Origin of the sequence: Paenibacillus caseinilyticus (assembly GCF_027533645.1) — a bacterium.
GTDB lineage: Bacteria > Bacillota > Bacilli > Paenibacillales > NBRC-103111 > Paenibacillus_G > Paenibacillus_G caseinilyticus.
Genome location: NZ_JAQAGY010000002.1, coordinates 302,937 through 323,857 on the forward strand (window position 1 = coordinate 302,937; position 20,921 = coordinate 323,857).

Sequence of the window (20,921 nt, forward strand, 5' to 3'; positions counted from 1 at the left end):
GGGCTGCCCAAACTTTGAATAGGGAGGTTCTTCGGGCATCGCGGACCTCCAGGGGGACCCATAGGCAGGCGAACTGCTGTCCGGCCTTGTACAGCCATGGCTTCCTGCCGGCTGGCTGGGCGCCCTCAGCGGCCCGCAGCCTGGCGTTCCGAAGCTCCGTGTGAGCCGCCCCGGGCGGGCACTCGCCCCTATCGCTCGGCCCGCTGCTGGGCGCTTCCGTGAGCCGCCGCCCCGTCAGCGGGCAGCCCCGTCTGCATCCGCCCCGGCGTCATGGCTGCGCACCGGGGGCGGGCGCGCTACTCGTTCCTGCCGCTCCCGCAGGACTCCCGGATCACCAGCTCCGGTTCCACCAAGACATTGCTGGAGCTCGTCTGGTTGTTGATGAGATCAAACAGCATCATGGCGGCGAGTTTGCCGATCTTGACTTTATTCTGGCGGATCGTCGTGAGGGAGGGGCTGATATACTGGGAGGCGTCGACGTCGTCGCAGCCGATGACCGCCATATCCTGAGGTACCCGCAGCCCGTGTTCCTTCAGCGCGCGGATGGCGCCGATAGCGAGCAGGTCCGATCCCGCGAACATCGCCCTCGGCAGCTTTCCTCCGGAGATCAGCTTCTTCACCGCCTGGTAACCGCTCTCTTCAAGGAAGTCGTCGCCGTGAATAAACCAGGCCGGGTTGACCGGCAGACCCCAGCTGCCAAGCGACTTCATTAGGCCGGCCTCCCGCATGGACGAGATGACATAGTGAGACGAGGCGCCCAGATAGCCGATCTCCCGGTATCCGAGCAGATACAGATGCTCCACAACCTTGGCGGACATCAGGTGGTTGTCCGACATGATGTAGCCGGAGTTCGGACCCGATAATACAAGGTCCACCCCGATGCACGGAATCGGACTTTGGTCGAGCTCGTGGATGGCGGGCTCGAGCTCCTGGCCCGAGATCAGGATGCATCCGTCCACCTGAAAGTGACGGCAGCGGGCCAAATAATCCTCGCCGGAGGGATGGAATTTTTCGTTGGAGAAGAAAAGCAGGTCATAGCCGAGGACGCCCATTTGCTTCTTGAACGCATTGAGCACTTCCACGAAGAACGGATGCGTGAAGTCGACATTGAGCTTGCCCGCGAAGACGACGCCGATCAGGCTGGATTTTTTGGTTGCCAGCGTCTTGGCCGAGTTCGTCGGGATATAGCCGGTTTCTTTCATAATAGCGAGAACCTTCTGCCGCGTTTCGGCGGAGATGTCGGTATAATTATTGATGATTTTCGAGACGGTCGATATGGATACGCCGGCCAGCTTGGCCACTGTTTTGATATTCACGCTCATAGGTTCCACCTTTTTGTCATCACTCATCTGCAGGTTTCAGCAGAGCCGTTCTCGTTCGGTAAGGGTTCCGAAAGTTTTCGTGATGTAAGTACATCCATTTTAGCGTACACCAGAATTTTCCGTCAACGGAAAAGGGGGAAATTTGACTAATCCTTGATATAACGTAGAAAAAGAGAGAAAAGTCACAATTTAATGTTAACGAAAACTTTCGTTAATTGGTTGACGATAAGGGGTTGAAGCGCCAATTGTGATTTTTTTAACATTCCAGACAGTGCAGCTCTATAGGTTGTGCAAAAGGGAAAATATCGCCGCGGCAAGAATAAAGGACCATGCGGGTTTCGTACTGCCGGCTGCAGGCTCTTATCCGGGCAGGATCATGGCCCGATCGCTTACTTCCTTCTTCCTGGGGCTCGGGAAGTATAATAAGAAGCGGGCATCCGCATGAAGGTGTGACTTATGGCTAGGCCCTCCCTCTGTTTCAATAGTACGTCCTCTGGGTAAATAGCCTGGAGGTCTGCTTATTGACAGCAAAGGCCCGGTTAGGGAGGTGCCGTGTATGCAGATGCCCTTAGAAGATCTGGGGCAGGTCACGCAGCGAACGGACAAGTTAATGGATGTCAGCTTGGATGTCGTGGACAAAGCGACGGTGCATTATCATAACATCCGGAGTGCGGTGCACCGGAACTCCGAACAGATCGACCGTTCGTTCCGCACGATCGATCAGGCCAAGCTCCTGATCGAATCTGCTCGCAAGACGCTGCGCTAAGCCGCTCCCGATCCTTCCCACGCCTGATTGTATAGTGGACAGCACACGAAAAGCCGTCCGGTGAATAAGCCGGACGGCTTTTCGTGTGCGCGGAGCCGGGTGCCGGGAGAGTTCCTGCCGGGAGCAGCCCAACCGGTTCAGACGGGTTACCAGCCGCCCCCGCCCGACGAGTTGCGGCCGCCGCCCCAGCTGCCTCCACCGGATGAGCGCGAGCCGCCGCTCCAGCTTCCGCCGCCGGAGGAAGGCCGCGGAGCGCCGCCCCAGCCGCCGCTGTAATCGGCGGAACGCTGTCTCTGCAGGTGCTGCCGCTGCTCTTCCTGTAGCATCGCCTGATACGCCATGCCGAGCTGGGAGACCGCCTGGTCGGCCGCTGTGAGGCGCTGCAGCGCATCCCCGTAGAGGCCGAGCAGGAGGAGGTTCTGGATCTCGCTCATATTCGAAGCGTAGCTGCGGGTATAGCCCGTATGCGCAAGCCGCGAGCCGGACTGGAGCGCCACGGCCTGATACCGGGCATGGACTTCGCGTAGCATCCGCTCGGCCTGTTCCTTCTCCTCGGCCATCCTCGTGATGGAGGCATGATACGCCCGCGCATCGGTGGAGAGACGAGCTATCAGCGAGCCCAGCTCATCGAGGTCATAGGGCGGTGCGGCCAGAGCGGCATCGAGCTGCCTTTTTTGGCCGTGGAGCCCCCGCTCCAGCTCGGCCAGCTGCCTGCTGCCCTGCGCGTGGAGCGGGAGCGAACGGGCTTCCGCCAGCGCCGTGCCGCTGCGGACGAGGGACCAAGCCTGCGCTTCCTCGTCCCTCAGCTCCTGCAGCCGGCGCGAAGGGGCGGCATATACGCAGCGCACGTCCGCCAGCAGCGCCTCGGCGTTCTGCAGCTGCCCGAGCAGTCCGTCCGCGAGCCGCCGGGCTTCCGTGTAGGCTTGGGTCTCCGGGCCGGCGAGCGGCTTCAGCGCCTCCAGGCCCTGCCGCAGTCCGTCCGCCGCAGCCTTCAAGGCGCGGAAGCTGCCTTCCGAAGCGGACCAATGCTTCTCCGCGAATTCGGCCTGCGCTCTCGTGCGCTCCTGCGGGTAAGCGCGTTCGGCTGCGGCATAAGCGTCCAGCGCCGCCCCGATCTTCGCGAGGTCGCCCTTCACGCCGTCCCGCAGCGCGGTGCGCCGGGCCGCTTCGCCGCGGGCCTGCTCCAGGAGTCCGGCGATGGCCGCCGAGGCGCTCTCCGCTTCGGCTAGCAGGCCCCGTTCCAGCGCCTGCTGCATGGCGGCGCCGGTCTGCTCTGCTTCGGCGATCGGAGCCTCCGGGTCCCAAGCTTCGGCAGGGCGGAGGCCGGCAGCTTCGAGCTCCCACCGGATCTCCCCGCGGACGGCAGCGATCCGGGAAGGGAGCGCCTCCAGCTCTTCCACATGGTGCGGCAGCTTGTCCAGCCCCGAGCGGATCACGGCCAGCTTCTCCTGCAGGGGGAGCACCTCCCCCTCCGCTGCGAGCAGGTCCGACACCTGCAGCGCCGCGGAGCGGTTCAACCCTTCACGCATGCCCGCCAGGCCGGCCTTCAGCTCGTCCATCGGCAGGGCATGGCGGGCGGAGAGTTCGGCGGCCTGCGTTTCGGCTGCGGCCACCTTCTCGAGCAGTCTGCCGATGTCCTCGGAGATGGAGCGGTCGAGTCCGGCCAGATGGTCCACTTGCCGCCGGGCTTCCTCGAACCGGGTGCGGAAGGCGGCGAGCTCTGCGCGGAATGCTTCCAAATCCCGCCCGGCCGTGCTGGCTCCGAACAGCGGGATAGCGTACCCGAGGATGCGCTCCAGCGCTTCTTGGACTTCGGCCGAGAGTGCCGTCAGCCCGTCCTCGAGCTCGTCTGCCGATTCGCTGGTCCGCTCGCCGGGGTAGAGATCGCGGATCGGCGTGAGCGCTTCCTGCGTCCGGCTAATCTCGACGACGAGCTTCTTGGCCGCGCCGGTCTGCTCCTCTTGCAGCGCGGCCAGCTTCCGCCGCCGCAGGAACGTGCGGACGAGCAGCACGGCGAGCAGCACGGCGACGCCTCCGGCGAGCAGCGCACCGAGTCCCGTGCCGGCACCGGCCGAGGCGCCGGAGAAGCCGCCGGAAGCGCCTGCGGCCCCCGGCGGCCCGGCGGCCAGCTGCTGGCCGGACTGCATCAGATGGAGCAGCCCGCCGGCAAAGTCGCCCTGCTGCGCATAGGGCATGAAGTGCGCCCCGACCCATTCGTCGATGGCGCTCTCGCGCTTCCCGTCCCGGTCATAGTCGGCGGGCAGGGCATCCAGCCGATGCTGCAGAGCCGGATTGTTGAACTGGACTTCGATGCGGCGGTCGCTCTCCGAGAGAAGGACCAGCACGTCTTGGCGCTGCAGGTTCCAAGTCCTATAGACGGATGCGGCGTAGGCCTCCGGCTCCTGGCCTTCCAGGGAGCTGACCGTCAGGACATGAAAGGTGTAGGGCCCTTCGGCCGTACGTTCCAGCTCGGAGAGGGACCGGCCGGGCAGCATGCCGGCGGTATCCTGCACATGCCCGTTCATCGGCGGCACGCTCGAGGCCGAGACGGATGGGCCGAGCAGAAGCAGCAGGGAGAGGGTGAATATCGCAATCTTTTTCATAGGCATCCTCCACTTTACAGGCTGTAATTCGGTACGGGTGCCTCCCCGGATGACCGGGGAGCATACGCAGGCGGCATACACGGAGCTTTAGGATATTTAAACCAATCTCCGCGCGGTCAAGCGCCGCCGTGCCGCAAGGATCGGCGGGATGCACGCTGAGTTGTCCCCTTCCCGGGCCTGCCCGGTTCCTGGCACCAACAGCAAGAAGCCCCGGCCCGCCAAGGAGATTCTTGGCAAGCCGGGGCTTTGGTATCTTCTTAGGAAGGCTGCCGGAGCAGCGGCGTCAGATCGGAGATCAGAAGGTCGACTTCATAGTCGCTTCCATAGATCCGGATAGCCTGCAGCCGGGACAGCGTGTCCTCGGGGATGGAACGGGACGCCTGCTGCGGCTCCATGCCGAGCTCCGTTCCGCGGTCCGACATGTTCACGAGGAAGATGCCGTTATGCAGGTTAAGCAGCTCGCCTACGGCCGCCTCGAAGAGCTCGCCGGGGGTTCCGATCTCTTCCTGGGCAAACCGTGAGGCCAGCTTCAGCATCGAAGCCTCGCCGCCTGCAATGGCCGTATAGCCGGCGCCGGCCGCGCCCGGGGCGGTAATCTCCTGGTAGAATACCCATTCGTAGACACTGGGACGGGGAGCGATCGCCATCTCGAGCCGCACGCCGCTGTCGGCGAAGCGGATCAGATTCTTGGCGAACAGGGAGACGTACCCGGGGAGCCATTCGCCGGCCGGCGTGCCGTCTTTGAGCAGGACGGCGGACACGAGAGTCTCGACGCTGCCCTGGAGGATGGAAGAGAACTGCTCATCCGAGAGGCTGTAGGCCTCTTTGAACGCCGTGAGCACCTCAGAGAACGACTCATAGGTCATGAGGCCCTGGTCGATCAAGGTCTGGCCGAGCATGAGGTGCTCGCTCTTCTGTGAGGTGAGCAGCTCCTGTACCTGTTCCTCGCGGAGGTAGCCCAGCTCTACGGCGATTTCGCCGAAGCGCTTGTCTTTGCGCATTTGCTCCGCATGCACTTCTTCCACCTGCGCTCCAGACATCCAGCCGTGGTTGATAGCAAGGACGCCGAGCTTGGGTCTTGCGTTCTTCTGCTCGGTGAGTGCCCCGTAGAGCTGCGAGGAGGTCAGCAGGCCCTGCGACAGCAGGTATTGGCCAAAGAATTGTGCAAACATCAGGTATCACTCCGATCCTGCGCCAGTTTGTGAATGAGTTCGTTCAGGGCCTCGATCGTCACGGGCTTCTGCATGAAGTTGTCCGCTCCGGCTTTCAGCGCCTTGATCAGATTGCCCTGGGTCCCGACCGAGGAGACCATGACGACATGAATGCCCTTATCGAGCTCTTTGATTTCCTTCAAGGCTTCGATACCGTCTTTGCGGGGCATGACGATATCCATAAGTACGAGCTGCGGACGTTCTTCCCGGCAGAGCGCGACGGCCTCGATTCCGTCGGCCGCTTCCCTGATGCGGGTGTAGCCCTGCTCCTCCAAGGCGCTTTTCAGCTTCTTGCGGACGAGGAGGGAATCATCACATAACAGTATTCTTAAATCTTCGGCTTTCATTGTCCCACGCTCCCATGCGGTTTCATGCTTCCTGTTTTTGTATTATCGTCAACTTCTCTCCGGATCATTACCATTTTTTTTCGGCCGGAGGGCAGCCTCCCCCGATATACTTAACAATCCGGGCTTCCCTTCCGGTAAAATAACAAACTTCTAATTCGATCCTAACAGTTTCCTAAAATAGGTCTGTTAGTATGGGTTTAACGACAAAAGAGCGGTCAGACTTCCAAGATTCGACACCGGCCTGCAAAAACTGCAAGCCCTAACTCCCATACAAAGGATGATGATCCCTATGCAAACCGCGACAAAACAGACGATGACAAACAGTCCTTATCATATTCCACAGTTTCTGTCCCCCGCCAACATGGAGCGTCTGGAGAAAGTCATGGTTCCCCACCGCGCTTCCGAAGGCTCCCACTTGTTCTGGGAAGGCGATATGGCGGACAAGCTGTATTTTGTCAAAAAGGGCGCTGTCAAGCTGATGAAGTCGACGGAAGACGGACGGTCCATCATCCTGCAGATTGCCCAGGCCGGCGACCTGTTCGGGGAGTTCGGCGATCCCGGGGCGATGAGCTTCGGCTACGATGCCGTCGTCCTGGCGGAAGTGACGCTCGGCGTGATCTCCTTGAGCGATCTGGAAGATCTCATGAGATCGAGCGGCGACTTCGCGGTGGAATTCGTCAAGTGGCAGAGCCTGATGCAGCGGGCGGCCCAGACCAAGCTGCGCGATCTGCTTCTGTACGGCAAGAGCGGTGCCTTGGCCGCGACGCTGATCCGTCTGGCGAGCTCCTGTGGGATGCGCACCGAGCGCGGAGTGCGAATCTCCATGAGATTGACGCATACCGACCTTGCTCATATGATCGGGTCGACCCGGGAGAGCGTCAACCGCCTTATCTCCGAATACCGCTCAGAAGGCGCCCTGGATTTTGAGAAAGGCTACCTGACGATCAAAGACGATGCGTTCTTTAAGGACATGGTCGGTGGAACGGAGATTCCGCTGGAGCTCTGCCGCATCTAAGGGGCTCGGGCGGGGGAACGATGACAGCCGGCAAGAAAGGGACCGGGCCCTTCCCAAATGTGTTATGATGGGAAGGTTGATATCCCAGGGGGCGACTCCCCGGAGAACCGGACTGAAGGAGCAGTGAAAGTGGTTTATTGGATCATTCGGAATGCCGTCAAACTATGGCTCTACCTGAGATTTCGCATCCGTGTGGAAGGCGTGCGACATATCCCGCAGGAAGGGTGCATTCTGGCCATGAATCACCGCAGCAATTACGATTCGCTGCTGGTGGGAGTACATACGCCGCGCAAGATGTATATTATGGCGAAGGAGGAGCTCTTCAAGAACCGGATCGGGGCTTGGGTGATTGCGGAGATGGGCGCTTTTCCCGTCAAGCGGGGCAGTGCCGATATCCGTTCCCTGAAGCATTCCCTGAAGCTGGTCGAAGAAGGCTGCCTGCTCTCCTTATTTATTGAAGGAACGCGTTCGCAATCGGAGGAGATGGGGGACCCGAAGAAGGGGATCGGGTTTCTGGTCGCGAAGAGCCGCGCGCCGGTCGTACCGGTGAGGATCCAAGGGGCGTCCGGCGGCTGGTTCTCCCGCGCTTCGGTCACCTTCGGGCCGCCGCTGACGGTGGAAGGCAAGGATTACGAGGAGATCGCCCGCCAGGTGTCCGATGCCATCAAGCGGTTAGCGTAAAGCACGTCAGGAGAGAATAGGCACAACACGTCATCAGCCCGGGGACCTTTGAGTTTCCGGGCTGAGCCCTTTTATCCGGCAGCCTCCGGGGGCGCTCCGGGGCGGGAGGGAATACGTCTTCCCGGCGCGTGGGAAGCTAGGTCGTGAATCGCTAGAACCTATCGGAGGACCGTGCCTTGAAGAGACATTGTACGCATCAACCCTGGCGTAGGCCGCTACTGCTTCTGCTGCTCCTGCCGTGGATGTTCCTGGGTCTGCTGTGCCTGGCGGTATCTTCAGGCTATGCGGCCCCGCCTGTGCCGCCAGCCGCGGCGAGTCCGGGAGCTCCCCCTGCAGGGCTGGATGAGGAGGGCGTCTACGTCGTCATCGATAAGAAAGCGAACAGGCTGACCTTGTATATGAACGGCACCGTTCACCGGACGTTCCCTGTGGCTACCGGGAGGAGAGCCTGGCTTACGCCGACCGGAACCTTCCATATCGTGACGAAGATCAAGAAGCCCTGGTATGTGCGCAAGAAGATCCCGGGCGGCGATCCCGCCAATCCGCTCGGAAGCCGGTGGATGGGGCTCAATGTGCCCGGCACCGGCGGCTATACTTACGGCATCCACGGAACGAACCGTCCCTATTCGATCGGGAGCAGTGCATCTTCGGGCTGCATCCGGATGCACAACCGGGATATCGAATGGCTGTACCGACATCTCCCCTTGGGCACGGTGGTCATAGTGAAATAACCTTATCGCATCTTTTTAAGAAAGCAGCGTATAGAACGGCGGGGATCGGTGCAATATAATATCAACGGTGAAAGAGCGAGGTGTGGTACCGTTGAGTGCATCAATGGAGTATACACAAGAAGTTGCTTCTGACTCGAGATAGAGCGGAGGGATGTGCCAAAGACACGTTAATGTAGTCCATGTGCTGCAGTAGTGTGGGTGAGGTAGACCGAAGCGAGGTTCGAGGTTCAAGGCAATACCAAATTCATTTCACCGTTGGAAGGGACTCCGCAAGGGGTCCTTTTTCCGCATTCCGTTTTTCCGTACCGAAGGATGAATATCCAAAATTGGTGCCCTTCCATGTTCGTCCGGTTCCGATCTCTTTCCTCTAGCATCTACTGGTAGTAGCTTAAGAGGGAAGGAGATGATCGATATGGCGCGTCCCCGCATTCCTCAGCCTCCGGATGTGGTTACGCTTCGCGTGGTCCGCAACCCCCTGACCGGCCGGCGGGAGATTACCGGCAGCAGCGTCATCGGCAGCGCGGCTCCCTGCACATCCCTGCTTACTGCGGGCAGCCGTCTCGGCCCGGCCGTACGCTGCCTGGTCCGAAGTGGATTCCGGCTGATCGCCCGCGTGCCGGGAGTGCTGGTATTCCGCCGCTTCCGCTGAGCAGCGGTTCGCGTGCGCTTCCATTCCATCTAAGCTTTGTTCTATGAAGCTATGTTCTGTGAAGTTCATTCCATGAAGCTCTTTCCATGTAGTAAGCCGCCCTTCGCTGCGAACAGGTCAGGGTGAAGCGCCGCCTTCGCCCTTCGGTGACATTCCCTATCGGTAAGCGAACCACAAAGAGGCCCCCGTAAGCGCTCTACGGGAGGCCTCTTCTTCATGTCCGGATGGCCTCCTGTAGGGAGGCCGGTGTCGGGGCTGTGTTTTTACGGATCAACGGGCCCGGTTCCCCCGTCCCATGAAGAAGCTGGCGACGAAGAGGATCAGGAACACGACGAACAGGCTTTTGGCGATACCCGCCGCCATGCCCGCCATCCCGAGGAAACCGAACACGCCTGTCACCACGGCGACCAGCAGGAATACGAACGACCAATAGAACATGAGAACACCCCCTTCCGTCCGTGTGTACCGCGGCTTCCGCCTTGAGTTTGCTTGCCATGAGTTTACCCCGGCCTTCGAAGGCCGAAACAAGGGAGAAGCGCGCCATGGTGTGTATAAGCTTGGTTTTTATGCTCTGCGGCGGGCATCCGCCTGGCCCGATTGCACGGCGGCGGCATAGAGTGGGTGTACGGTGGAAACCACGCTTAGGAGGCCCCCAAGTGGAACTATACGAAGCGCTTGTTCTTATTCTCGTGTTATTTATTCTGCTGCTGATTGTCCTGCTGTTGTTCGTGTGAATCCGCCAGGCTGCCCCGCCACCGGGGCGGCCGGGTGAGCCTGTCTTTTCTTCCCGCCCATAACTCTCCGGGCGAAAGCCTTGTGCCCTACCCTGCCCGCAGATAAGGGGAGCGCTGTCCCTTTTTTCCACATCTTCATCTTCTTCCCATCTATAACTTGGACAGGCGGAGCTCATAATGTATATGTTGCAATGCACTGCCGGAGAAGGGAGGGTACCTATGGAAGATTGGTGGCATATTGGCCTGCGCTCGCTTGCTGCCGTCGCCGTATTGTTCACCATCACGCGTCTGCTGGGCAAGAAGCAGATCTCACAACTCAGCTTCTTCGAGTACATCACGGGGATCGTTATAGGGGAGCTGGCCGGCTTCATATCGACGGAGCTGGAGGCTCACTTCATTCACGGCATTACCGCCATGCTGGTCTGGTTTGTGGTTCCGTTGTTCCTAGAACACCTCACCCTGAAGAACAAGCGGCTGCGGGATGTGCTCGAAGGCAAGGGAACGGTCTTCATCCAGCATGGCAAAGTGCTGGAGGATAACCTTCGGAAGGAGCGCTTTTCCTCGGACGAGCTGATGGAGGAACTGAGGACGAAGAAGGTGTTTCGTCTGGCTGATGTGGAGTTCGCCATGCTGGAGGCCAGCGGAGAGCTCAGCATTCTGACCAAGGAAGAGGCCAAGAAGCTGAAGCCCAAAGACGCGGGAGCCGCGGACGAATGCATCCCGCAGGCGGTCATTATGGACGGTCATCTGATGGACGACGCCATGTGCAGCTTGGGTATGACCCGGGAATGGCTATTTGGAGAGCTGGACAAGCAGGGCTTAACGGTACAGGATGTTTTTCTCGCCCAGATCGACGCCAAGGGGAAGCTGTATATAGATCTGTACGAGGATGGAGCCAAGCCGCCGGTCCTTCAGGCCCCCTCCGGTCTTCTGACCGCCCTGAAGCAGTGTGAATCATACCTGATAGCGCAGGGACAGAGCAAGGACAGCAGCCAGGCGGACGAGGTCTATGCCGAATGCGCCTCTATGCTGGGAGACATTATCCGGCGGGTTGAGAACGTGTAGGAAGCATGGCGTGCGGAAGCAGGCAGCGGAGAAAGGAGTGTTCAGCCCATGGCAACGAATGTGAAAAACGGAAAGGCCCAATGGAACAAAAAGCAGTACCAGGATTTTGCCAAAACGAAGGAGCCGGCCCGTCCGGTTCTGCGCAACTGCCTTCGGGCGTTCCTGGTGGGCGGGTTCATCTGCCTGATCGGACAAGGCTTGACGGAGCTGTTCATTCACGGATTCGGGTTTACCAAAGAGACGGCGGGCAACCCTACGGTGGCCGTCCTTATTATCATTTCCGTCCTTCTGACAAGTTTTGGCGTGTACGATAAGATCGCCCAATGGGCCGGTGCGGGTTCGGCGGTCCCGGTCACGGGCTTCGCCAACTCGGTCTGCTCGGCTGCGCTGGAGCACAAGAGCGAAGGCTATGTGCTTGGCGTGGGAGGCAATATGTTCAAGCTGGCCGGCTCGGTCATCGTGTTCGGTGTCGTGGCCGCCTTTTTCGTAGGTATCGTGCACTGGATCTTCGGATGGGGGGTTGGCTGACCGATGCTGATCGGGGAACAAAGCTGGGAATTCAAGAGACGGCCTGTTATTCTGGGCACATCGTCCGTCGTTGGTCCGGATGAAGGCAAGGGACCCCTCGGGGATCAGTTCGACGTGGTCCATGAGGACACGAAGATCGGACAGGACAGCTGGGAGAAGGCCGAGAAAAAGATGCTGGAGGAAGCGGCAGAACTGGCATTGAAGCATGCAAACATGCCGAAGGAGCAGCTCCAGTTCTATGTAGGAGGAGACCTGCTCAACCAGATCATCTCGAACTCCTTCGCCGTGCGGACGATGCAGGTTCCGTACCTCGGCATCTTCGGTGCCTGCTCCACCTCCATGGAGGGGCTGGCCATCGCCTCGATGATCATCGACTCGGGCTTCGGAGAGCGGGTCATGGCCGGCACCTGCAGCCATAACTGCACGGCGGAGAAACAGTTCCGCTACCCGACCGAATACGGCTCCCAGAAGCCTCCTACCGCGCAGTATACGGTAACGGGAGCGGGGGCGGCTGTGCTCGGGCTGAAGGGGGACGGGCCTGTCGTGACGGGAGCGACGATCGGCCGGGTCATCGACCTCGGGATCAAGGACCCGTTCAACATGGGCGCGGCCATGGCACCGGCGGCGGTGGATACGCTGACCGCGCACTTCCGGGACTTCGGCCGGGAGCCGGGCTATTACGATCTGATCGTGACGGGCGATCTGGCCACGGTAGGGTACGACATTGCCTGCGACCTGCTCCGGGAGCGGGGCATCGATATGACGCAGACTCTCTACCAGGACTGCGGCAAGCTGATCTATGACCTTGAGAAGCAGAATGTGCAGGCGGGGGGAAGCGGCTGCGGCTGCTCGGCGACCGTGACGTACGGGCCGCTCCTGAAGCGCATGAAAAAAGGAGAATTAAACCGCATTCTGGTGGTGGCGACCGGAGCGCTGCTCTCGCCGCTTTCCTTCCAGCAGGGAGAGAGCATCCCGGGAATAGCCCATGCGGTGGCCATCGAGAGAGGAGAGGTGCAGAATGGATGATGCCATGCAGTTCTTATGGGCCTTCCTGGTCGGCGGCGCGATCTGCGTCATCGGCCAGCTGCTCATTGATGTGAAGAAGCTGACGCCTGCCCATACGATGAGTGCGCTGGTGGTGGCCGGCGCACTGCTCGACGGCATTCCGGCCGGCGGCAAGAGCGTCTACGACCGGCTCACCGACTTCGCGGGAGCTGGAGCGACCGTGCCGATCACAAGCTTCGGGAACGCGCTGGTGCACGGTGCCCTGACCGAGCTTGTGGAAGACGGTCCGATCGGCATCATTACCGGGATCTTCTCGATTACGTCGGCGGGCATCTCGGCGGCGATCATCTTCTCGTTTCTGGCCGCTTTGGCATTCCGGCCGCAGGGCTGACCGGCCCCTTATGTTGCCGGTGGATTCCCTTCTTCCTTAGGCTCCGGATGACCTGCACCAGCAGGCTCTCCGGGGCTTTTCGCGTGTCCGCCTTGTACCGGGACAGCACAATTTCCCAAAAGAATTCATCCATTTTATCCGTATACGTGCCAGGGACCCTTCCTGTACAATAGAGGGTGTTGTATGCGTGATGTTATATTACATTTTGATGTCAATCCGCCGGGAATCATAACCTTTTTTATTCTGCTGCGTATATACTTTGTACAACTCATCTTACAGCTCATCGTACAACTCATCGAGGAGGCCGGACGTCAATGGAAACTGTCATTAGTGAAGAACTTGCCGTGCTTAAGCGCATTCAAACCAATCTCGAAGCTTGCATCCTCGGCAAAACCGACGAAATATTACTGCTGCTCACCGCCATGCTGGCCGGCGGGCACGTGCTCTTAGAAGATGTTCCGGGTACGGGCAAAACCGTACTGATCAAAGCGCTAGCCAAATCGATCCACGGCCAGTTCCGCCGGATTCAGTGCAATCCGGACCTGCTGCCTACCGATATAACGGGCGTCTCCATCTATCATCCGAAGGAGGAAGTATTCCTCTTCCGCCCGGGTCCGATCATGACGCATATTCTGCTCGCCGACGAGATTAACCGGGCTACGACGAAGACGCAGTCGGCCCTGCTCGAGGCGATGGAGGAGCGGCATATTACCGTGGACGGCGCCACGCACGAGCTGCCGAAGCCCTTCCTGCTGCTCGCCACGCAGAACCCGATCGACTTCGAAGGGACCTATATTCTGCCGGAAGCCCAGCTCGACCGCTTCATGATGAAATTCTCCATGGGCTACCCCGATGCGGAGACGGAGACCCGGATGATCGTGTCCCAAAGCGTATCGCATCCGCTCGATTCCCTCGAGCCGGTGGCCGAAGTGGAGCAGATTCTCGCCATTCAGGCGCTCGTCAAGCAGGTGCATCTCGACGAAGCGGTGGCGAACTATCTCGTGTCGGTGATCCGCCTGACCCGGGAGAACCCCGCCATTTATCTGGGGGCCAGCCCCCGGGCCACGCTGGCTATGGTGCAGGCGGCCAAGGCTTATGCGCTGCTCAAAGGCAGGGATTATGTGCTCCCGGACGATATCAAATTTTTGGCGCCGTATGTGCTCGGACACCGGATTATTCTCCAGGCCGAGGCCCGGATGGAGGGAGCTACGGTCGGCAGCGTCCTCCAATCCGTGTTCCATCAGGTGAAGGTGCCGGTCCGCCTGGAGAGGTGAGGACATGCGGATGACCTTTGCCCACAAGCTGGCGGAGCTCCCGAGGTTCAGCCGCAAATTCTGGGCTGTCTTCGGCGCCTTCCTCGGCAGCCTTGGCTTCCTGCTGTTCCAGGGCGGGAAGCTGGCGCTCATGCTGTTCGTCATTATGCTGATCCTAAGCGTCTACCTGCTGCTGGGGCAGTGGAGCGGAATCAAGCGCACCCAGGGCAGCCGGACTCTGAACAATACCGATTTCGGCTCGGTCATCGAGGCGGGCACCTCGCTTGGCGTCAAGATCGAGCTGAGCATTCCCGGCTTCTGGCCGATGCCTTATCTCTTCGTTAAGGACCGCCTGTACCACAAGAGCGGCCGCGAGCTCACCTTCGAGGCGACCGTCGTGCCGGACTGGCGCCGCCGCGCGGAGTGGGAGTACCGCACGCCGGCCATGCGCCGCGGCCACTATACGTTCGGCCGCACCGAGTGCGTGACCGAAGACATCTTCGGCCTCTTCGAGCACCGCGGCGAGCTGGATCTGCCGCAGAGCATGGCCGTAATGCCGCAGACCGTCCCGATCCGGGAGTGGCAGCAGTTCCACCAGATGATGAAGGGCACGAACCACCATTCCTCCACTACGCGTGCCGTCCGGGAGACGACGCAGATCAACGGCGTGCGCGAATACAATTACGGGGACCGGTTGTCCCGCATTCACTGGAACGCCACGGCGAAGACCGGCACATGGAAGTCCAAGGAATTCGAGCGCGAATCCCTCCCCAAGACCTACGTCGTGCTGGACCGGCATGCGAAGGCTTACGACGATCCCGAAGAGCTGGAGCTTGCGGTATCCGCGGCAGCCTCGCTGTTTCAGTACGGGGCGCACCGCGGTCTGTCGCTCGGTCTGGTATCGAGCGGAGCGGACCACGTGTATTTTGAACCCAAATCGGCCCAGGCGCAGCAGCATGCGCTCATGCAGCATTTCATCGACGTGGAGGCGGACGGCGCCCATCCCGTGTGGCAGGTGCTGAAGACCCGTGTCGCGCGTCTTGTGCCCGGCTCTTTCATCACTCTGATCTCGCCGGAGGCGGGAGAGGGCATGCTGCAGCTGCTGCTCTGGCTGAAGCAGCAGGGGATGAATCCCTGCCACTTGTGGATTGCGCCCCAGCCTTCGGTCAAGGAGGCGTGGGCGAGGCAGCTGCAGACCCGCGGCATCAGCTGTTATCCGGTGAACGCGCTCTCCGAGCTGCCCGGATTGTTGGGGGGGAGAAGCAAATGAGAACCCCATCCACACGCTCCGCGATGAGGCGGTTCTTCTGGGATGACTGGCCGCACCGGCTGACCCTTGTGCTCAGCGGGCTGATCCTGCTGCAGTTCACGCTGTGGTTCGGCAAGGAAGAGGGCCTCTGGCTTCCGGAGACCGTTCGGATCGCCCAGCTTACGCTGCTGATCGTCTGCGTCCTGGAGCACCTGCAGCGGATGCACTGGCTCGTACGGGGCCTGCTGCAGTTTCTGCTGATCCTCGGGGTGAACGTGACGGTGCTCGAAAGCTCCGGGATCGTCGAGACCATGCCCGTTACGAGCTTCCTCTCCTCCAGGCTGTTCCTGAACTTGTATGAGCTTACGCCGTATCTGTGGTTCGCACTCGGCTCCTGGGCCGCATACCACTTCATGATCTGGTGGGTGGAAGCCAAATGGCGCATCTATCTGCTGCTGGTGGCCAGTGTCACGCTGCTCTGTATCCGCGACTCGTTCTCCGCGGTGTACTTGTGGCCGCAGGTGGCCGTGATCGTAGGCTGCGGTCTGTTCCTGCTGATCTTGTGCCACTTCTCGCAGCTTCGCCGCAGGGATCCGGCGGCTTGGCGGCATCTCGCCGATTATCCGTCCTCGATCGCCCTGCCGGTCGTCGGCCTCGTCTCGCTGACGGTGCTCATTGGTGCCATGATGCCCGAGGTGGGCCCGTCGCTGACGGACCCTTACACGGCTTGGCGCAGCCTCCGCGGGGAGCCGATGAACTTCACGACGGATAAAGGCGTGACGGTGCCGCCGACGGAGGCGATGGATTCGTCGTCAGGGTACAGCCGCAGCGATGCGGCGCTCGGCGGCGGCTTCCAATTCGACTATACGCCCGTGATGGAGATAGAGACTTCGCAGCGCTCCTACTGGCGCGGCGAGACGCGGTCGCTCTACACCGGCCGCGGCTGGGACGAGAGCGAGTCGGAGCGGCGCAATGCGCGCAGTCCGGTCAGGGTTGACAATGTGCTCGCCTCGGATCCGAGGCTTCCTTCGGGGAACATGAAGACGGTGGAGGTCACCCAGCAGGTGACGCTGCTGACCGAGCAGCGTTATCCCGTGCTGTTCGGCGCCTACAGCATCCAGAAGGTGACCGGAGTCAACAACCTCAAGAACGGCTTCGAGCCGCTGCAGTGGTCCGCCGCGCAGGGAGAGCTGCGCTTCAGCGAGCGGCAGCCGTATCCGAAGACGTACCAGATCGTCTCCCAGGTACCGGTGGTGGACGAAGCCGCGCTGCGCCAGCTGCCGGCGGGAACGCCCCCCGGCGCCGATGAATTCCTAGCGCTGCCGGCGAACCTGCCGGAGCGGGTGAAGCGTCTGGCGGCGGACATTACGGCCGGCGCCTCGAATCCGTACGATAAGGCGAAGAAGATCGAGCAGTACCTGCAGACGACCTTCCCTTACACGAACAAACCGGATCTGAGCAAGGCGCGCAGCCGCGATTTCGTAGACCGGTTCCTCTTCGAGATCAAAGAAGGCTACTGCGATTACTACTCGTCCGCCATGGCCGTCATGGCCCGCTCGGTCGGTCTGCCGGCGCGCTGGGTCAAGGGCTATTCCTCCGGCTCCACGCCGCTCGACCAGGCCGAGATCATGGGCCTCATTCCGGGCCAGGCGATGATGGATGCCGATGCGGCGGGGACGTATACCGTCCGCAACGCCGACGCCCACTCCTGGGTCGAAGTGTACTTCAGCGGCTATGGCTGGGTGCCGTTCGAGCCGACCGCCGGCTTCTCGATGCCGCGCGCGACGCTGCCGGACGTTCCGGCGGTACAGCCTGCCGAGGCTCCCGAACCGGAGGCCTCCGCTCCCGAACCGGCGGCGGATGAAGAGCAGGGCCATGGCCTTGTGATCGCCGCCGGCGTGACCGTGCTGGCTGCCCTCGCCGTTCTTCTCGCCTGGAAGCTGCAGGTGGTGGAGCTCTGGAGAGAACGGGCCCGCCGCCGCCGCGCATCGCTCCTGAAGCAGAAGATCATCGTGGAATGCGAGCGGATGCTGCGGATCTTCCGGCGGAGCGGCTACGTGCGGGAAGAGCACGAGACGCTGCGTGAAGCCGTGGCGCGCTGGACCAAGCAGAGCCGGTGGATGCGTGTCGATGCCGAGACGGTACTAGGCCTGTTCGAGAAAGCGAAGTACGGCAAGGCTGAGATTACCGAGGATGACTACAAGACGGCGACGATGCTGATCGATAAGCTGCGTTCGCAATTATAAGCGGGGCGGTGACCGTCCCGGGAGAGCTGTTTCCCTCCGTTCGCGGAGGGAGCGGCTCTTTTTTTTGTGATTCTCTTTCGTGAATTTGTGGTAAAGGAGATAGATATCACTTGTCCCGGAAGGGAACGAAGGAGGATTCTTATGGCCGACGCCGAGAAAAAGAAGCTGCAGGAGCAGACCCGTGTGTATTATACGCCTGCTGGCAAGTTCGACCCTTGTCCGCCGATTGTGGAGAAAACGTTCATCACCCCTCCCCAGCTGTTCATCGCCTACCAGCCGGCAGGGCTCGAGCAGTTCAGCCCGAAAGAAGCCCTAAAGAAGGGGACGCTGTGGCCGGACTTGTACAGTCCTTATGAACCAAAGCGATACGAGGAGGTGCGATAAGATGACAGCCAAACCGAAACCGCTGCCGCAGGCCTATTACACCGCTCTTGAGGAGCTGCAGGCAATCGATTTTGTCCTCACCGAGCTGCAGCTCTATCTCGATACGCATCCCGCCGACGAGAAAGCGCTGGTACAGTACAAGGAGCTGTCCGCCCAGCGGCTCGAGCTGGTGGAGCCTTTCGAGCGCAAGTACGGCCCGCTGCTTCATAACGGACGCAGCCTTGCCGAGCAGCCGACTGAATGGAATACCACGCCATGGCCATGGCAAGTATAGGAGGAGCAGACTATGTTCGTATATGAGAAAAAACTGCAGTATCCGGTCCGCGTCAGCAAATGCGACCCCCAGATGGCGAAATACCTCATGGAGCAGTACGGCGGAGCGGATGGAGAGCTTGCGGCCGCGCTGCGGTACATGAACCAGCGGTACTCGCTCCCGGACAAGGTGGTCGGTCTGCTCACGGATGTGACGATGGAAGAATTCTCCCATCTGGAGATGATCGCCGCCATGATCCTGAAGCTGACCAAGGACGCTACTCCGCAGCAGATGCGGGAGGCAGGGCTCGGCGACCATTATGCGAACCACGGCAATGCGCTCTTCTACCAGAATGCGTCCGGCGTACCGTGGAATGCAAGCTACATACAGGCGAAGTGCGATCCGATCGCCGACCTCTACGAGGATATCGCCGCGGAGGAGAAAGCGCGCGCCACTTACCAATGGCTCATCGATATGACCGATGATGTGGACCTGCAGGACAGCCTGAAGTTCCTGCGGGAGCGGGAGATCGTCCACTCCATGCGCTTCCGCGAAGCCGTCGAGATGCTGAAGGAAGACCAGGCGGCCCAGAAATTTTTCTAGAACTTTCCGCTCCGCACAGGAGAGGACAAGCCCGCGGGGAGACCCGCGGTTTTTTTCGTTAAGGGAATTGGAATGATAATTTGGAAGGGCCGAGAGGGGAAACGGCGTCCGGATGAACCGTTCCGGCCTGGTGCGGGCGCGCAGAACCATTTTGCAAGGAATTAGATATCTATGGTATAGTTTGACGTATACAGCCTATCGTCTTACGAGGTGAACGCATTGCTGAAAAAGCTGATTCCGCATCAACATGTCAATTCGATATACGAAATTAATCTGCAGGAGCTATTCGAGCAGGGATATCGGGGCATCATTACGGACTTGGACAATACGCTGGTTGGGGCCAAAGCGCCGCTCGCCACACCGGAGCTGATCGATTGGCTGAAGGTTGTGGGTCAGATCGGGTTTCAGGTCGTGGTCGTGTCGAACAACCAGCGGACAAGGGTGACCAAGTTCGCGGAGCCGTTATCCCTGCCTTTCATTTACCGGGCAAAGAAACCGACTACCGCGGCTTTCCGCAAGGCGCTCACCATGATGAATCTGCGCTCCGCCCAAACGGTCGTGATCGGCGACCAGATGCTCACCGATGTGCTTGGTGGCAATCGCATGGGGCTGCACACGATTCTCGTCACTCCCATTTCGCCGTCGGACGAAGGTTTTTTCACCAAGGTTAACCGCAGGCTCGAGAAGGCTGCCCAAACGTTCATGAGAAAGTAGGAATACACACTTGGAAAACAAGAATTGCGCGGGATGCGGCGTGGTATTGCAGCAGGAGAATCCAGATGCCCTCGGCTTCGTGCCCGAACAGGCTCTGGCCCGTACGCCGGTGATCTGCCAGCGGTGCTTCCGCATCAAGAATTATAATGAAGCTTCGGGCATTACCCTGAACCAGGACGACTTCCTGAAGCTGCTCGGCCATGTCGGCTCAACGGATTCGCTGGTTGTCAATATCGTCGATTTGTTCGACTTCGAGGGCAGCCTGATTTCGGGTCTTGCCCGTTTTGTGGGGAATAACCCGATCATCCTCGTGGTGAACAAGATCGATCTGCTCCCCAAAGTTACCAACTATAACCGCATCCTGAACTGGGTACAGCGCCAGGCGAAGGAAGCCGGATTGAAGGTCGCCGAGATCGTCCTGTGTTCCGCGCGCAAGAATATGGGCTTCGAGCGGGTAATCGAGGCACTGGATGTGCACCGCAAAGGCCGCGATATCTACGTGGTAGGAGCGACGAACGTGGGCAAGTCCACGCTCATCAACCGCTTGATCCGCGACTACAGCGATCTGGAAGCGGAGCTTACCGTATCGCAGTATCCGGGAACCACGCTCGATCTCGTACGCATTCCCCTCGATGACGGGGCCTCCATTATCGATACGCCGGGCATCGTATACAAGCACCGCCTGACGGAGCTTGTGAACAAAAAGGATCTCATGAAGGTGATGCCGGACAAACCCGTCAAGCCGCTTGTATTTCAGCTCAACAGCGGGCAGTCGGTGTATTTCGGCGCTTTGGCGCGGTTCGATTTTCTTCAGGGAGAACGCCAATCGTTCACCTTCTATGTGTCCAATGCGCTTCAGGCGCACCGGACCAAGCTCGAGAAGGCGGACGAGCTCTACGAGAACCACAAGGGCGTGCTGCTGCAGCCTCCCGTACTGGCCGAACTGGACGAGCTGCCGAAGCTGACGAAGCACGCGATCCGCATTCCGAAGGGCGGTAATCTCGATGTGTCGATCTCCGGCCTCGGCTGGGTGAGGGCGAACGGCGAGCAGGGGGCCGAGCTTGCGATTCACGTGCCCCGCGGCGTGAAGGTGGCCGTCAGGGAGTCTCTGATCTGACGAGGGCGGCATCCACCGCGGCGGCGATCGTCTGACGCGTGAGCCGGGTGAGTT

The 20,921-nt window shown here is 60.3% G+C and carries 22 protein-coding genes; 17 read left to right on the forward strand and 5 right to left on the reverse strand.

Annotation, left to right across the window (positions count from 1 at the left end):
* Positions 1–296: 296 nt before the first annotated feature.
* On the reverse strand, positions 297–1,316 hold the full coding sequence (locus O9H32_RS04060) for a LacI family DNA-binding transcriptional regulator (protein WP_269864577.1): 1,020 nt from the start codon (positions 1,314–1,316) through the stop codon (positions 297–299).
* A 562-nt stretch (positions 1,317–1,878) separates the two neighbouring features.
* On the opposite strand from O9H32_RS04060, the gene O9H32_RS04065 reads away from it, so the two are divergent.
* Positions 1,879–2,088, forward strand: a complete 210-nt coding sequence (locus O9H32_RS04065) for a hypothetical protein (protein WP_269864578.1) — start codon at positions 1,879–1,881, stop codon at positions 2,086–2,088.
* Positions 2,089–2,234: 146 nt separating this feature from the next.
* On the opposite strand, the gene O9H32_RS04070 is transcribed toward O9H32_RS04065, so the two are convergent.
* From O9H32_RS04070 to O9H32_RS04080, 3 genes are all read right to left on the reverse strand, one after another.
* Complete coding sequence (locus O9H32_RS04070; protein ID WP_269864580.1) at positions 2,235–4,691, reverse strand: TPM domain-containing protein; 2,457 nt, start codon at positions 4,689–4,691, stop codon at positions 2,235–2,237.
* Positions 4,692–4,948: 257 nt separating this feature from the next.
* Complete coding sequence (locus tag O9H32_RS04075) at positions 4,949–5,863, reverse strand: hypothetical protein (RefSeq protein WP_269864582.1); 915 nt, start codon at positions 5,861–5,863, stop codon at positions 4,949–4,951.
* Positions 5,863–6,249 carry a response regulator gene (locus O9H32_RS04080; RefSeq protein ID WP_269864583.1) on the reverse strand — a complete coding sequence of 129 codons (387 nt, stop codon included), beginning with the start codon at positions 6,247–6,249 and terminating at the stop codon, positions 5,863–5,865. Before O9H32_RS04080 ends, O9H32_RS04075 begins: the two co-directional genes overlap by 1 nt.
* A gap of 313 nt (positions 6,250–6,562) precedes the next feature.
* On the opposite strand from O9H32_RS04080, the gene O9H32_RS04085 reads away from it, so the two are divergent.
* From O9H32_RS04085 to O9H32_RS04100, 4 genes are all read left to right on the forward strand, one after another.
* On the forward strand, positions 6,563–7,264 hold the full coding sequence (locus O9H32_RS04085; protein ID WP_269864584.1) for a Crp/Fnr family transcriptional regulator: 702 nt from the start codon (positions 6,563–6,565) through the stop codon (positions 7,262–7,264).
* 129 nt (positions 7,265–7,393) lie between these two features.
* On the forward strand, positions 7,394–7,945 hold the full coding sequence (locus tag O9H32_RS04090; RefSeq protein ID WP_269864585.1) for a lysophospholipid acyltransferase family protein: 552 nt from the start codon (positions 7,394–7,396) through the stop codon (positions 7,943–7,945).
* Between the two features lie 176 nt (positions 7,946–8,121).
* The gene (locus O9H32_RS04095) at positions 8,122–8,676 is read left to right on the forward strand and encodes a L,D-transpeptidase (RefSeq protein WP_269864586.1); all 555 of its coding nucleotides are present in this window, start codon (positions 8,122–8,124) and stop codon (positions 8,674–8,676) included.
* Between the two features lie 403 nt (positions 8,677–9,079).
* Entirely contained in the window at positions 9,080–9,325 is a 246-nt protein-coding gene (locus O9H32_RS04100) for a hypothetical protein (protein WP_269864587.1), read from the forward strand.
* A 270-nt stretch (positions 9,326–9,595) separates the two neighbouring features.
* Here the strand turns inward: O9H32_RS04100 and O9H32_RS04105 are convergent, their stop codons facing one another.
* Positions 9,596–9,763: a DUF1328 domain-containing protein gene (locus O9H32_RS04105; RefSeq protein ID WP_269864588.1), complete on the reverse strand. Its 168-nt coding sequence runs from the start codon at positions 9,761–9,763 to the stop codon at positions 9,596–9,598.
* 515 nt (positions 9,764–10,278) lie between these two features.
* On the opposite strand from O9H32_RS04105, the gene O9H32_RS04110 reads away from it, so the two are divergent.
* From O9H32_RS04110 to yqeH, 12 genes are all read left to right on the forward strand, one after another.
* Positions 10,279–11,124 carry a DUF421 domain-containing protein gene (locus tag O9H32_RS04110; RefSeq protein ID WP_269864589.1) on the forward strand — a complete coding sequence of 282 codons (846 nt, stop codon included), beginning with the start codon at positions 10,279–10,281 and terminating at the stop codon, positions 11,122–11,124.
* Between the two features lie 48 nt (positions 11,125–11,172).
* Positions 11,173–11,652, forward strand: a complete 480-nt coding sequence (spoVAC, locus tag O9H32_RS04115; protein ID WP_269864590.1) for a stage V sporulation protein AC — start codon at positions 11,173–11,175, stop codon at positions 11,650–11,652.
* Positions 11,653–11,655: 3 nt separating this feature from the next.
* Positions 11,656–12,678, forward strand: a complete 1,023-nt coding sequence (spoVAD, locus tag O9H32_RS04120) for a stage V sporulation protein AD (RefSeq protein WP_269864592.1) — start codon at positions 11,656–11,658, stop codon at positions 12,676–12,678.
* Between the two features lie 4 nt (positions 12,679–12,682).
* Positions 12,683–13,048, forward strand: a complete 366-nt coding sequence (gene spoVAE, locus O9H32_RS04125; RefSeq protein WP_269864893.1) for a stage V sporulation protein AE — start codon at positions 12,683–12,685, stop codon at positions 13,046–13,048.
* A 314-nt stretch (positions 13,049–13,362) separates the two neighbouring features.
* Positions 13,363–14,322 carry an AAA family ATPase gene (locus tag O9H32_RS04130; protein WP_269864593.1) on the forward strand — a complete coding sequence of 320 codons (960 nt, stop codon included), beginning with the start codon at positions 13,363–13,365 and terminating at the stop codon, positions 14,320–14,322.
* A gap of 4 nt (positions 14,323–14,326) precedes the next feature.
* Positions 14,327–15,571, forward strand: coding sequence for a DUF58 domain-containing protein (locus tag O9H32_RS04135; RefSeq protein ID WP_269864594.1), 1,245 nt, complete (start codon positions 14,327–14,329; stop codon positions 15,569–15,571).
* Positions 15,568–17,796, forward strand: a complete 2,229-nt coding sequence (locus O9H32_RS04140) for a transglutaminase TgpA family protein (protein ID WP_269864595.1) — start codon at positions 15,568–15,570, stop codon at positions 17,794–17,796. The genes O9H32_RS04135 and O9H32_RS04140 overlap by 4 nt, the downstream gene beginning before the upstream one ends.
* A gap of 141 nt (positions 17,797–17,937) precedes the next feature.
* Entirely contained in the window at positions 17,938–18,180 is a 243-nt protein-coding gene (locus tag O9H32_RS04145; protein WP_269864596.1) for a spore coat associated protein CotJA, read from the forward strand.
* A gap of 1 nt (position 18,181) precedes the next feature.
* The gene (locus O9H32_RS04150; RefSeq protein ID WP_269864597.1) at positions 18,182–18,454 is read left to right on the forward strand and encodes a spore coat protein CotJB; all 273 of its coding nucleotides are present in this window, start codon (positions 18,182–18,184) and stop codon (positions 18,452–18,454) included.
* Positions 18,455–18,466: 12 nt separating this feature from the next.
* Positions 18,467–19,036 carry a manganese catalase family protein gene (locus tag O9H32_RS04155; protein ID WP_269864598.1) on the forward strand — a complete coding sequence of 190 codons (570 nt, stop codon included), beginning with the start codon at positions 18,467–18,469 and terminating at the stop codon, positions 19,034–19,036.
* Positions 19,037–19,255: 219 nt separating this feature from the next.
* Positions 19,256–19,750 (forward strand): YqeG family HAD IIIA-type phosphatase, encoded by a 495-nt coding sequence (locus tag O9H32_RS04160; protein WP_269864599.1) that lies wholly within the window; start codon positions 19,256–19,258, stop codon positions 19,748–19,750.
* A 10-nt stretch (positions 19,751–19,760) separates the two neighbouring features.
* Complete coding sequence (gene yqeH / locus O9H32_RS04165) at positions 19,761–20,867, forward strand: ribosome biogenesis GTPase YqeH (protein ID WP_269864601.1); 1,107 nt, start codon at positions 19,761–19,763, stop codon at positions 20,865–20,867.
* Positions 20,868–20,921 lie beyond the last annotated feature (54 nt).